Origin of the sequence: Pedobacter miscanthi (assembly GCF_003315595.1) — a bacterium.
GTDB classification, from domain to species: Bacteria; Bacteroidota; Bacteroidia; order Sphingobacteriales; family Sphingobacteriaceae; genus Pedobacter; species Pedobacter miscanthi.
Window position 1 is genome coordinate 141,200 of the sequence record NZ_QNQU01000003.1, and the last position, 14,384, is coordinate 155,583.

Consider the following 14,384-nt stretch of genomic DNA (forward strand, 5'->3'; position numbering starts at 1 on the left):
AATAATCGTCATTTCGAGCGGAGTGCAACGCAGCCGAGAACCCGAAGGCTCGGCGAAGCAAAATCTATCTCGAGATAAATCTTTGCGCTCCGCGATGCTCCGGTCGAGATGACAACTATTAAAGCAAGTCGTCACCCTGAACTTGTTTCAGGGTCTTTTTTGCGAGATTAGATCTCTCCATTCCACTGCGTTTCAGGCGAGATGACGGCATTTTTATTGGATTTTACTGTAGATTTAAGACCAAGGACTTTGGACTGAAGACTAATCTTCCCTGCTCCCATCATCGGCCATTCGCACCATTTTCGGCTCAAATTTAGCCACCACATCAACCAGTTCTGTTTGTGCTGCCATCACCTTGTTAATGTCTTTATAAGCCATTGGTGCTTCATCTAAACCTGCACCGATTAAGGTAACATTATGGTCCTTTAAAATCGCTTTCATATCTGATTTCGTAATCGATTGAAAGGCTTTCGAACGACTCATTGCACGTCCGGCACCATGCGACGCCGAGTTGGTGGCGCTTGTTTCGCCCTTACCGCGCACCAAAAAGCCTGGAGCCGTCATACTTCCCGGAATAATCCCCATTACACCTTTGCCAGCTGGGGTAGCGCCTTTTCGGTGAACAATTACTTCTTCACCTTCAAACGTCTCTTTCCAGGCAAAATTATGGTGGTTTTCTACTTTGGCTAAAACTTTTGCGCCAATAGCCTTCGTTAATCTTTTATGGATCACTTCATGGCAAGCTGAGGCATAATCCCCGGCGAGGTTCATTGCGATCCAATATTCTTGCCCTTCAGCTTTATTCATATCCAGATAAGCCAGGTTTACAGCTTCTTTAGGGAGTTTACAAATCTCTTTTGCCAGTTTGGTATAATGATCAGCAACGGTAGCTCCAAAACCACGCGAACCAGAGTGGGTTAACAAAGCCACGTAACGGCCTTTATCAATGTTCAAAACTTCATCCCGTTCTGCAAAATCAATAATCCCCCATTCTACAAAGTGGTTACCGCCACCCGAAGTACCCAATTGTGCCCAGGCTTTTCCATGTAAGTTTTTAAGAAAAGGAGTAGAGTTAAACGCTTCATCTTCTAAAACTTCGTGATCGGCTCTTTCATTGCCTTTAAAATTCTGACCTGCACCAAATTTGGTAAACGCAATTAACTCTCTTTTGTACATCGCATCTTTCCCGAAATAATGTTTTTCAGGAATATCGAAAATACTCAAAGCCATCCGGCAACCGATATCTACACCTACACCGTACGGAATAATTGCATTTCTGGTTGCCAGAACACCACCGATGGGCAAACCATAACCTTGGTGCGCATCAGGCATTAAAGCACCTGCAACCGAAACCGGTAGTTTCATGGCAATATCCATTTGGTTTCGAGCACCTTCTTCAATATAATCCGCGCCGAAAACGGAATAATCTTTAGCGTCGCTGATCAGTTCGATAGTTCCATCCGGTTTTGGGTTGGCTTCTTCCATCACGGCTGTTGCCAACGTATTCAACACTTCATCATCCAGAAAACTTTCGGGATAATCTTTTACTTTTTTAAATAAGGCCAATAATTCTTTTTCTTCAGTATCCGCAAAATTTTCTTTCAGAATATCTAAAGCTAAACCTACTATTTTTCCTTCGGCATAACCTATTTCTATCAGGTTGTTACCTGTTATGTTGTTGCTCATTGTTTTGTTTTTTAATTGGCATATAGTTCTGTTCTCGTCTTTACAAGTAAAGATTCGATCAGTGTTGCATCCGGTTTTTCCTGAAGTTTGCTTTTTGCCGTTTCTTTTTCTATTTGCAGCATCAGATCCTCTGCCATTTTTAATATTTCATCGTATTCAAATCCGCCATTTTTTATAGATAAAAGTTCCTCGCGGTTTTGCCGTTTTACGCTAAGTTTTCCATTACGTACAATTTCAAGCGCTACCTGAAGCAGCCTGATGGTGTGCATCAGGTTTTTGGCATCATAATCTTTACCGTGACTTTTGTTTGTTGAATACCGTACTTCATTCCGTTTTTCTACCCATTCCCAATATTCGCTATGCTCTTTACAGTAGGATGAATAACTATCCTGATTGAAGAAGAGATAGGCAATTTCTTTTTCCCCGGCAGGTATTGATGATACGGAGACTTCGTTAGCAGTTTCTTTATTTGCAATCCCTTTATAATTAAATTTCTTTTCTGCATCATGAAATAGAGCATAAAGATTTTTAGTGTTCGGAATTTTCGCTAATCCGCAATCTGCCTGCGAAACACCGTTTCTTGTAAGCCAGCTTTTAGCTTTTACTGAAGAGTAATTAATCGTAATGAAACAAAAATCCAAAACTGTTTTCCTTCTCTTTGGCATTGGGTTTAAAATTTTCTTATTTAAACCTTTTGCTTTTCTAATCTGGGTTAATGCATATCCGCCAAAAGTATCTTTACAGAGCTTGGATAAAATAAGGTCTATATTGAATTTATCCATTATCGGATTCTTGTACAGGATGCATTCTTCTGGCGTAGCTAAAATTTCTACAATGTTGGGATTGTTCTTAATCAGTAATTCAACAAATCGGCCGATTTCATAATATACTTCGTCGTTGCTTTCATTACTGATCTGAGGAATATACTTCAAACCAAAAAACATTTCTTTTGGCATATAATATATTCCTTTAATATCAGTGTCTGATTGTGGCGTATCCAATCCGTAAGCCTTGCTACCGCTTAAACATTCAAATAAAAGCAGGTTTTGATCTTTTAAATCTTTAATGGTCATAACGGCTAATTGTGTTTCTAAAAAAGACATCGAGCATTTCGTTTTCAAAACTTTCTTTTGGTAAAACTTTGGCTCCTTCGGTACATTTTTTTAATTCATCATCGATATACTTACTCAATTCAGGATCTATCTTGATGACAAATCCTTCGGCAGAAGTCGATTTTAGTGTGATTAAATCCTTTACCAATTTTTGAAGCTGTGCTGGCATCAGGGTTAAAAGCGGACCTATGGTCATTGGTGAAATTGTATTTTTCTCCAGGCACCATTTTGCCGAAAGTAAAGAACGAAGTACATAAAAAAGCTTTTTGATCTTGATTTCGTTGCCATTTGTTACGGTTTCCAATGCGCCATGTGCTATTCCTAAATAGTGGTTGACATTCGTTTTCCTGTAGAAATAAGATTGGCACAATGCCCATAATTCATCCCTGAAATGAGCCTGTTCTCCGTAAACAATGGGCGACTGTAGCCATTCGAAAGGAGTAGTGTTCGATTTACGGATTAATTTAAGCACCTTTTTTATATCCCAACCATATATATCTAACTCGTCATTGATCGGAAAACCAAGATGATCGTCTTTTTGCGAAACGGAAAGATAATAATTAAGTGGACGTACATAGATAAAACGGACATCGAAATCGCTATCGGGTGATGGAAATTCCCATCCACGGCTTCCTGATTCGCAGGAAAATAATATTTTGATATTGTTAGATCGTTCTATTTCTGCAAGCTTGTTTATGATGGTGGTTTTCATTTTATTTTCTAATTAATCCCCGTCAGGCAACATGCACCTGGCCGAGGGGTTTCTAAATTTAGTTCATTTTAATTAATGAGGCGATAAGGGAAAAATGTATTGATTCTAATTTGGACGAAGTAACATTTTTCAACGGCACCCATTTTTTGAGAGCGCGTAAATTTTAAGAGCAATACTGGCAAGTGTGTATTTACTAGCAGGATTCGAACCTGCACTATATTCAATCAATCGACGTAACACTTGCACAACGGCATCTTAATTTTTTAATTAACAGAAGCAAAAAGCAACAAAAGTTTATGGGGCTTGTCGTGCCGGAGTCGAACCGGATAATCTTGCTGGTTTTACAACTTCATTATTCCTCCCCTCAATTGCGACGAAGTAACTCTTGTTTACGGCATCCTGTTTTTATTATAGATAAGGCAATTAGTGATAAAAGACATTTCCCCATGTTCTAAAACTTAAACTATTCTGCGTTAGCAGAAGCTGGAATTGAATCAGCATCCTGGGCTTGAATCCGAAGTAACTTTTATCTACGGCACTTATCAATATTTTATTAAGCAAGGTAAAAGGCAAAAAGAGACTATTTTCCTGCTCTAACCAATTGAGCTATTCTATTTTATAAGAAGTAGGATTCGAACCTACAACCCGGGTATCCCTAAATACGAAGTAACTCTTTTTTACGACACTTGCTGATCTTTAAATTTCTTTCAAATTCCCACAGTCAAAATGTTGCGGGAGGGGTTTTTAATGTAATTCATGCTTTTAATACTTTAATATTTTTTGTTTATTAGAGCAAGGTAAAAGGCAAAAAGAGACTGTTTCCTGCTCTACCACTGAGCTACCCATTTTCATGGGGCAGGATTCGAACCTGCGACACGGGCATTAAGAGTGCGAAGTAACTCTTCTTTACGACACTTGCTTTTTCTTTAATTTCTTTTAAACTCCCGCAACTAAATATTGCGGGAGGGGTTTACATTGTAATCTGATTTATTTTTTCTAAAGCAGATTTGGTATCTTCCATTGCTGAAAGGATATCGAAAATTTTGTCCGACCATCCTGCCAAAAGGTAAACATCATTCTTTTGTATATCTAAAGGCAGTTTACCATAACCTGAAAGATCGAATAAGTATAACTTTGCATCCGGAGCAATTTTTTTATAATTAGTCCATGATGTGGCGAACGAATGACTGGTATGATTACTGTTCCACATTTGTGTATCGGTAAATAACATCACTTTATCAACCACTTCTCTCTTTTTAATCAGGCTTTCAATAACCAGATGTCCGTTTGTTGAGTAACCCACTTCACCTTCTCTTCTATAGTACTCCTGAACGTTTGCCAAAACATTTCTTTTTGGCATATTGATTATTTTCCAGGTATCGCCAAACATACCTGATACCACATTTTTGCATTGCGATTGTAATAACATCGCCAACATTAATCCGATATCGTATAAAAATACCGAGCTTTTTGGCGAAATGGCATGTTGCATGGAACCTGATACATCGCAGGCAATCACTACCGAAGTATTAATGCCAAAACCTTTAATGTTTTTTGCACTGTACATTACTGCATCTTCAAGCGCATCCAATATAACCGAAGTGTATTTCGACTTCATCACCTTGATCTCACGATAAGCTGATAAAAACCTGAATGGTAATTGCTTCGAGCTTAAAACTGCTTTTTCATTTGATAAATAAGCACAGATCATTTCAATATGGCTGCCTGATACATTGGCTTCCAAAATGTTGCGCAGGTTTCTCAACAAGGCCATGTAACCAATTTTTTTGCTTTCGATCATTTCTTCCCATTTCCTGGTAAAGGCCAAGGCTCTGGCAGATTCGTTTTCAAATCTGTTTTTACCCAGGGCCGAAAGCTCCGTTTCCCAGGTATAGGGTGTAGCTAAACTATCAGATGCTATTTTGTTAAATATCAATTGTTGGTTGGCATCTTTAGCTTTAGGATGTACCAGAAACAAAGCATCTTTTAGCTTCACCTCGGCGTTTCTATTGTATTTAGCAAATTGATACTCATCAAAATTGTTAAAAGATGCCACCAAACCTTTTTGTATTTGTTTGGAAAGCTTGTTCAACTTTTTAGTTTGAGTCCGCTCGTTTGCAATTTGATAGTAAGCCAATAACTCAGTAATTTCATCGGCACGTAGAACAACCCTGTTTACCGTTTTGCTCACGATCGAATTACCAGATGTTTTTTTTTGCCAGCTCTACTGATAAAACCATTGGTATTGATCTCAAATTCATCTCAGTTCTGGCGTAAACAGCCAATCTTGATATAAATTCAGGATTGCATTTCTCAATTAAAGTCTTAATTCTCTCCAGCCTGCTGTTGCCTGCCTCGTAAAACGAATCGTTCAATCCTGTTGTAACAACTGCAGTATACAGTTCCATTTCAGGACTCATTAGATATGCTTTCGCACCCTCATGATTTGTTGTTACCTGTGTGTTCCTGTTAAAAAAATTGAATTTCATAATCGTTTTAATTAAGTGTTTAATCTTTTGTTTTATCAGTGCAAATATCTTTGCCGTTCTGACATTACAAAGATGCCACCACCACTACGCAGCCGATTTGCGTAGCGAAAAATACTTTATGGTTTTTTAATTAACTGACTGATTGTTAATTAAATAAATTTTATTTTTCCCTCAGAATATTTGTTTTTATTATGATCTGCGCAATTGTATTGCGTAGATGTTAAGCACTTTCGTATATTTAGGTTAAAGAAATCATCAGATTTTTGATAAAAACTTAACATCGCTGTAAAATGGCTGTAAATAAATTAGCGCTCATCAGGTATAAAACCATCGACGATTGTTTGAGAAACCGTTTCCGGAAATGGACTTTAGAAGATCTTATAGAAAAGGTATCGGGAACGCTTTATGAGCTGGAAGGTATTACCACAGGAGTAAGCAAGCGTACCATCCAGGCCGATATTCAGCTGATGCGGAGTGATAAACTGGGTTATAATGCACCGATTGTAGTAAAAGATAAACGTTTTTACGCTTACGAAGACCCGGCGTTCAGTATCACCAAAGCACCGATTAATAATGCGGATGTAGATAAAATGAAAGAAATTGTGGGTGTACTGAAGCAGTTTAATGCCTTTAATTATTTCGATGAAATGAGCGATATGATTGCCCGTTTGGAAAATAACCTCTACAAATCAACCAAACAAAGTGGAAATAATATCCAGCTGGAAAGTAATAAGCTAGTTAAAGGTTTGGAATGTATCCCATCCTTGTACCAGGCAGTTTTAAACAAACGGTCTTTATTGATTGAGTATAAATCATTCAAAGCACAGCAATCGCAACAGGGAATTTATTTTCCGTATCTGCTAAAAGAGTACAGGAACCGTTGGTTTTTGATCTGTAAAGCAAAAAAGAGGCCTGGGATCTTAAATTTAGCCTTAGATCGGATTGTTGAATTTCAGGAACTGCCCAACGAAGAATTTTTTGCTCATCAAGGGGTAGATTTCGACCGGTATTACGAAGATTTAATCGGTGTAACCAAAAATGAGAAAGATCGTGCACAGAAAGTGATTCTTGAATTTACCAACGACCATGCACCTTATGTGGTAACGAAGCCTTTGCATTCATCGCAGGTAATCTTATCAAAAAACGATAAAACCACCACTTTCAGGATCGATGTGGTATTAAATTATGAACTGGAACGGGAAATTTTGGGTTTTGGAGAGTGTGTTAAAGTGCTTTCTCCACGATTGTTGATTTCAAAAATCAAAAGACGGCTAGAGTTGACTTTTAAACAATATGAAAGTAAAGAGGAGACAGATATTAAATGATTGAATTTTGAATGATTGAATGAGAGAATATTGGCAACTGTGCTAATAAATTCACTCATTCAATCACTCTTTCATTCAAAACTAGCTCTTAAACTCGCTTGTTTTATGGAATTCGATATCAGGATAATCCTGTTTGGTTAAATTAATCATGTATTCACTATCGGCAAGGTAAACCGGATTGGCTTCCTTATCGAAACCGATGTGCTGTTGCTTACGCTTTACAAATTCATCGAGTTTTTTTCTGTCGGTAGAAGTTACCCAGCTCGATCGGGTATAACTCAAGGTACGGAAACGACATTTTGCACCGTATTCGTGCTCTAACCTGAAATTGATTACCTCGAACTGAAGCTCACCAACAGCACCAATCACTTTTCTGTTTCCGGGCTGCATTACAAATAACTGCGCTACACCTTCGTCGGTTAATTGCTCAATCCCTTTTTCCAGCTGTTTGGTACGCATTGGGTCCATGTTTTCTACCTCTTTAAAAATAGAAGGAGAGAAACTCGGAATGCCCTTAAACTGTAATTTTTCACCCTCCGTTAAAGTATCACCGATTTTAAAGTTACCGCTATCGTACAAACCCACCACATCGCCTGGCCAGGCTTCTTCAACAATACTTTTTTCGTTGGCCATAAAATCCATCGGGTTAGAGAATTTCAGTTTCTTATCCTGACGGGTGTGATAATAAAATTTATTGCGTTCAAATTTACCTGAACAGATCCTTAAAAAGGCAATCCTGTCGCGGTGTTTCGGATCCAAGTTGGCATGGATCTTAAATACAAATCCACTAAAATTTTTCTCTCCAACCAATACATCACGTTCTTCGGCTTCTCTGTGGCGTGGACTTGGAGCAATATCGATAAAAGTGTCTAAAAGCTCTTTAATCCCGAAGTTATTAATCGCACTGCCAAAAAATACAGGTGCAACCAAACCATCGGTATATAAATCCTTATCTATTTTACCATAAATGCCATCAACCAGCTCCACATCATCTTTTAAGGTATTGATTTCGTTTTCTTTAAGGTAATTTAATAAAGATGGATCATTTAAATCGTTAGCCGCCACAACCGAATCGGTTACCTTGGTTTTATCCGAATTGAATAAATTTAGATGTTTGTTATAAATGCTGTAAACACCTTTAAAGGTATGCCCCTGGCCAATTGGCCACGAAAGCGGGCAAAGGCTGATGTTCAGTTTTTCTTCGATCTCATCTAATAAATCGTATGCCTCTTTACCCTCACGGTCCATTTTGTTGATGAAAATAATTACCGGGGTATTTCGCATGCGGCAAACCGACATCAGTTTCTCAGTCTGTTCCTCCACACCTTTTACACAGTCGACCACTAAAATTACGCTATCCACGGCCGATAAAGTCCGGTAAGTATCTTCGGCGAAATCTTTGTGACCAGGTGTATCCAGAATATTGATGCGTTTGCCACTGTATTCGAAACCCATTACCGAAGTTGCAACCGAGATACCACGTTGCTTTTCGATCTCCATAAAATCGGAAGTATTACTTTGATTCGCTTTGTTCCTTTTTACCGCACCGGCAGTGTTGATGGCACCACCAAAAAGCAGAAATTTTTCTGTCAGCGTGGTTTTGCCCGCATCGGGGTGACTAATAATGGCAAAGGTTTTACGTTTTTCTATTTCAGGGTTAAGCATCATAAAATTTTGGGTGTAAAAAAAGCGATGAAACCTTGTTAAAGGAATTTAACAGCGATAAGATTTGAATATTGTTGTTTCATCAGGCCGCAAAGATAAGTAATTTGGTTAAAGTTTGAACTGGTTAATTGAAAATAGCTTTACTGTTAAAGGTTTGAAAAGCAGGTAGTAAGAGAGGATTAAAGAAGTCAAGTTTTAAAAACTTGACTTCTTTGGCTATATAAGTGGCATTTATCGAAAATTATCCCTTTAAAATTAAAATTTCTTACCAATCATTGTTTAGTTTTGTGCTAAAATGTTTAGCTTTATTCGTCCCTCCGTTTATTGCTAACTAAAATTTTACTGCCGATGCCCACTCTAGAAGAAACTTCTATGCCCGCAGAAATTGCGGCTAAATTTGTTAATTACACCTCGAAACATGTTTTCTTAACCGGAAAAGCCGGAACTGGTAAAACAACTTTTTTAAGGAAACTCATTCAGCTTACGCATAAAAAAGCCTTAATTGTGGCACCTACGGGTATTGCGGCCATTAATGCAGCCGGGGTAACCATCCATTCGCTGTTCCAGATGCCGTTTGGTGCTTTCTTTCCTGATGCTGCAGGTACTTTGATCAATGAAAACATTAATTTCAACTTTAATACGCCCAAAACTTTAGTAAAACATTTAAACATGCAGGGCAATAAGCGCCGCATGTTGCAGGAGCTCGAACTATTGGTGATAGATGAGGTAAGTATGCTGCGGGCCGATATGCTCGATGCCATTGATTTTGCTTTGCGTTATGTGCGGAGGAACAGAAATCTTCCTTTCGGTGGCGTACAATTATTGTTTATCGGCGATTTGCACCAGTTACCTCCCGTAGTAAAAAATGACGAATGGCGCATTATGGCCAAATTTTACAAAAGCATTTATTTTTTTGACGCACTGGCCCTGCAGGATAATCCACCGGTTTATATCGAACTGGATAAAATATACCGTCAGGATGATTCAGTTTTTATTGATCTGCTAAATAACCTGCGGAACAACAAAATCACTGCAGAAGATACTGCTTTACTGAAACAGCATTTCAAACAGGATTTTAAACCTTCAGCAGATGAAAATTATATTACGTTAACTACCCACAATAATAAGGCTGATAGTATTAACCGCGAGCGATTGGCGCAATTGAATACTAAATCGTACTTTTTCGAAGCAAAAATACAGGGCGAATTTAATGAATACGCTTACCCGAATGATAAAAGTTTAGAGTTAAAAGTTGGTGCGCAGGTGATGTTTATTAAAAACGACATGACTGCCGAAAAACGTTATTATAATGGAAAAATAGGCGTGGTGCACCATATCGAAAAGGACACAATCGAAATTGAGTTACCTGAGGAAAGAACAGTCATTGAGATTTCCCGTTATACCTGGGAGAATGTGAAATATAAGCTGGATGAAGCAACCAACGAGATCAAAGAAAATGTTGCAGGTTCTTTTATCCAGTATCCTATTAAACTGGCCTGGGCCATTACGGTGCACAAAAGTCAGGGTTTAACCTTTGATAAAGCCATTATTGATGTAGGCGAAGCTTTTGCCCCCGGGCAGGCTTATGTAGCATTATCGCGTTTACGTTCTTTAAAAGGCCTGGTTTTAACCTCTCACCTGCGCGAAAGTGGTTTGCAACAGGATCAGAACGTACATTATTTTTCTAAAACCAAGCAGCCTTCTGAAGTGCTAAACGAACAGATTAGTACGGAGAGTTATACTTTTATCCGCAGTTACCTGCTGGCGGCTTTCGACCTGAACCTGATCCGTTATTATCTGAAAGAACACCGCCAAACTTTTGATAAAAGTGAAAAATCTGCTAAACAGAAATATGAAGACTGGACGCAAACGGTTTATACCGATTTTCAAAAAATAACCGCCACGGCAGATACCTTCGTAAATCAATTAAAAAACCTCTTCGCACAACAAACGGAGCATACCTTTTTTAACGTATCGAAAAGGGTAGTTGCCGCGCTGAATTATTTTAATCCTTTGGTTAAGGAAATTTCAGACCGTTTTCTGGCACAGATTGAAGCAGTTAAGGAAGAAAGGCAAATTAAAACTTATGTTACCGAATTGCTTGAGCTTGAAATCCTGGTGTATGAACAATTGAAAAAAATGCACAAAAGCAAAGCGCTTTTACAGGCATTAATTGAGGGTAAAGAATTTAGCAAGGCAGATACCGATGCATTATTAAATACCGTTGAAAGAGGCAAACAGCTCCAAAAAGCCATTCAATTAAAAGGAGAAACGCTCAAAGTAAAATCAGCTTCAGAGAAAAAGAAAAAAGAACCGAAAATAGATACCAAACTGGTGAGTTTTGAGCTTTATGAGCAAGGAAAAACAATAGAAGAAATTGCAAAAGAACGTAGTTTTTCTGTGGGTACCATCGAAGGGCACCTGGCTTATTATGTTTCAACCCAACAACTGGATGTAACCAAACTGGTAAAGGCCAATAAGATCAGAAATATTGCAGATGCTGTAGAAAGTCAGAAAACAAAGTCAATGGCAACAATCAGGGAATTTTTAGGAAAAGATTATTCGTTTGGGGAGATTAAAATGGTGCTGGCATCATTGTTTCCTTCAGAGGATTAAGCTTATTTAAATTATTGAGACTAGGATCTGATGTTTAGTATAGTATCGTCATTTCGAGCGGAGTGCAGCGAAGTCGAGAAATCTATCTCGAGACAGATCTCTCCATTCCACTGCGTTCCAGTCGAGATGACGATTATGATATAAATCGCTCTCAAACTTAGTTTACAAGCGTATTATGAATGGTTATTAAAATTGCCTCTGTTTTCTCTGTGTAAACTCCTTGTGCTCTGTGGTATATCTATCATAAAATTGTGTTTTCTATTAAAAACTTTGCGAACTTTGCGTTTAAATGGAGAAAGTTAAAGTTTTAGCGCAGTACATGCCCGAACCTGCGGCGCCGCTAATTGCAAAATGGATAGATTATTTTCAGTGCGAATTTAAGATCTCTAAAACGCGTTCTACAAAACTGGGTGATTACCGTCACCCTTATCAGGGAAAAGGGCACCGCATTTCAGTAAATTTTAACCTTAATCATTATGCTTTTTTGGTTACCACGGTACATGAATTTGCACATTTGCTTACCTGGAACGATTTCAAGAATAAAGTAAAGCCACACGGTTCGGAATGGAAAAAGAATTTCCAGCGCATGATGGTTCCTTTTTTTGAACTAAATATTTTCCCTGATGATATCCATAAAGCAATCGATAATTATATGTCTAATCCGGCGGCATCGAGCTGTTCCGATCTGCATTTATCGCGGGCTTTAAAAAAGTATGATAGTAATAAAACAGAGACTTTACATTTAGAACAACTTCCGGTTAATACCACTTTTAAAATCAAAGATGGACGGCGTTTTACCAAAGGCGAAAGGATCAGGAAACGTTACCGGTGTATATGTTTGGATGATAAGCGTTTGTACCTGTTTAATCCTTTGGCAGAGGTTTTTGTAGTGGAATAACCCAAGATCGTCATTTCGAGCGAAGTTGCAACGAAGCCGAGAACCACGTGGTGCCCAACGAAGCTAAATCTGTCTCGAGATGGATCTCTCCATTCCACTGCGTTCCAGTCGAGATGACGACCCTTTTTATTTAAGTTTATTATAGAGACATTCTATCTATACAAACTTAAATTCATCTCCGTCAAATAAACCTTTATCGCTTAGCTTTAAATGTGGAATTACCAATAATGCCATAAAAGAAAGCGTCATAAAGGGGGCGAGTAGGGTTGAGCCGAGATCTTTCGCAAACTGATCTATTGAAGTATAACTTTCTGCTACTTGATAACCGTTCTGATTGCTCATTAAACCAGCAACTGGTAAGCCCAAAACTTTTTGTTTCCCATTGCCGAGCGCCACTACACCTCCGGTTTCTTTGATCACTAAATTTACGGCTTCACAGATACTTTTATCGTCGGCACCAACTGCAATAATGTTATGACTATCGTGGGCAACGCTTGAGGCAATTGCTCCCTGTTTCAAGCCGAAATTCTTCACAAACGAAACGGCAATAGGTGCATCGTGATAGCGGTTTACCACTACCATTTTTAAAACATCATTTTCCAGGTCGCTAATGATATTTCCATCCGAAACCTTCGGTTTAGCAGATAACCTGTTCGTAATCAGCTGTCCGTTTAAGGCTTCGATAACAGGGATTTCTTCTTGTCCGGTAAAAGGATAAACAAAATCTTTTTCCTTTTTTAAGCTGCAATCGAAATGGTTTACCGATTCTTTATCTTCTACGTGTTTTACCCAATCTCCTACTGTTTTGCCATTTTCGGCAAGTAACAACCCATCAATATAGGTTTGTTTAACCTTGAAGTTTTTTAAATCTTCGATCACGATGAAATCTGCCGGATCATGAAGTTGTAACGCGCCAACATCCAGTTTATAGTGGATAATGGGGTTGATACAGGCTGCCTGAAGGATATTAAAAATATCGATTCCTTTTTCTACCGCCCTTGCGCAAAGCTGATTGATGTGGTTTTCGACCAAACTATCGGGGTGTTTATCATCACTGCAGAACATCATCATTTCAGGCCAGTCGTTCAGCAGATCGATCAGTGCTTCAAAATTTTTGGCTGCGCTTCCTTCACGAATCAGGATTTTCATTCCACGCTGCAATTTATCCAGTGCTTCTTCAGCGGTAAAACATTCGTGATCGGTAGAAATACCCGCGTCGATATATTGTTGTACGGCATCGCCACGTAACCCGGGGGCATGTCCATCAACAGGTTTGCCCAATTGGTGGGCAGCAGCAATCTTTTTTAAAACTTCTTCGTCTTTATAAAGTACACCAGGGAAATTCATCATCTCGCTGAGGTATTTTATTTCAGGACGTTCTAAAAGTGCTTTTACATCGTCGTGGTTAAGTTCAGCCCCTGCAGTTTCGAAAATCGTTGCCGGAACACAGCTTGGTGCACCAAAATTGAATTTAAAAGGAACGGTATTGCCATTCTCAATCATAAACTTCACACCTTCCATGCCGCAAACATTGGCAATTTCGTGCGGATCGCTAATGGTAGAAACTGTGCCATGAACAACGGCCAGCCTTGCAAATTCGCTTGGAATTAACATGCTGCTTTCTATGTGTACATGGCTATCAATAAAGCCCGGAGAAATAAAATGAGCCCCATCGCGCTGATCAGAAATTTTGGTGATGGATTTTATCCTGCCTTCTTCTACCGCTACTTCTCCAAAGAAAATATTCCGCTTGGTGATGTCGATAATATTTCCTTCGACTTTAAAATTGCTCATGTATTTTTTGTTTAACCGGTTAATTGTACAAATCGGTTAACTGTAGCGTAATGCCACAATTAACCGATTTAAACAGTTTATACAATT

At 38.6% G+C, this 14,384-nt stretch carries 10 protein-coding genes; 3 read left to right on the forward strand and 7 right to left on the reverse strand.

Features of this window, described 5'->3' with window-relative positions; genetic code table 11:
* Positions 1–261: 261 nt before the first annotated feature.
* The 5 genes from DRW42_RS04345 to DRW42_RS29190 all read right to left on the reverse strand — a co-directional run bounded on the left by DRW42_RS04345 (position 262) and on the right by DRW42_RS29190 (position 5,999).
* A complete protein-coding gene (locus DRW42_RS04345; protein WP_113947611.1) occupies positions 262–1,686 on the reverse strand; it encodes an RtcB family protein in 1,425 nt (474 codons plus the stop codon).
* Positions 1,687–1,697: 11 nt separating this feature from the next.
* Entirely contained in the window at positions 1,698–2,789 is a 1,092-nt protein-coding gene (locus tag DRW42_RS04350; RefSeq protein ID WP_244215182.1) for a DNA polymerase beta superfamily protein, read from the reverse strand.
* The gene (locus tag DRW42_RS04355; protein ID WP_113947612.1) at positions 2,749–3,510 is read right to left on the reverse strand and encodes a nucleotidyltransferase domain-containing protein; all 762 of its coding nucleotides are present in this window, start codon (positions 3,508–3,510) and stop codon (positions 2,749–2,751) included. Before DRW42_RS04355 ends, DRW42_RS04350 begins: the two co-directional genes overlap by 41 nt.
* Positions 3,511–4,480: 970 nt before the next feature.
* Positions 4,481–5,701: a TROVE domain-containing protein gene (locus DRW42_RS04360; RefSeq protein WP_244215183.1), complete on the reverse strand. Its 1,221-nt coding sequence runs from the start codon at positions 5,699–5,701 to the stop codon at positions 4,481–4,483.
* A 7-nt stretch (positions 5,702–5,708) separates the two neighbouring features.
* Positions 5,709–5,999 (reverse strand): hypothetical protein, encoded by a 291-nt coding sequence (locus DRW42_RS29190; RefSeq protein WP_244215184.1) that lies wholly within the window; start codon positions 5,997–5,999, stop codon positions 5,709–5,711.
* Between the two features lie 290 nt (positions 6,000–6,289).
* Between DRW42_RS29190 and DRW42_RS04365 the strand changes: the two genes are divergently transcribed.
* Positions 6,290–7,324 (forward strand): helix-turn-helix transcriptional regulator, encoded by a 1,035-nt coding sequence (locus DRW42_RS04365; RefSeq protein ID WP_113947613.1) that lies wholly within the window; start codon positions 6,290–6,292, stop codon positions 7,322–7,324.
* Positions 7,325–7,405: 81 nt separating this feature from the next.
* Here the strand turns inward: DRW42_RS04365 and DRW42_RS04370 are convergent, their stop codons facing one another.
* Complete coding sequence (locus tag DRW42_RS04370) at positions 7,406–8,989, reverse strand: peptide chain release factor 3 (RefSeq protein WP_113947614.1); 1,584 nt, start codon at positions 8,987–8,989, stop codon at positions 7,406–7,408.
* A gap of 348 nt (positions 8,990–9,337) precedes the next feature.
* On the opposite strand from DRW42_RS04370, the gene DRW42_RS29365 reads away from it, so the two are divergent.
* Positions 9,338–11,605: a helix-turn-helix domain-containing protein gene (locus DRW42_RS29365; protein ID WP_113947615.1), complete on the forward strand. Its 2,268-nt coding sequence runs from the start codon at positions 9,338–9,340 to the stop codon at positions 11,603–11,605.
* A 289-nt stretch (positions 11,606–11,894) separates the two neighbouring features.
* A complete protein-coding gene (locus tag DRW42_RS04380) occupies positions 11,895–12,503 on the forward strand; it encodes a SprT-like domain-containing protein (RefSeq protein WP_113947616.1) in 609 nt (202 codons plus the stop codon).
* Positions 12,504–12,659: 156 nt separating this feature from the next.
* Here DRW42_RS04380 and ade read toward each other — a convergent pair whose 3' ends face one another.
* Positions 12,660–14,297 (reverse strand): adenine deaminase, encoded by a 1,638-nt coding sequence (gene ade, locus DRW42_RS04385; RefSeq protein ID WP_113947617.1) that lies wholly within the window; start codon positions 14,295–14,297, stop codon positions 12,660–12,662.
* Positions 14,298–14,384: the final 87 nt, after the last annotated feature.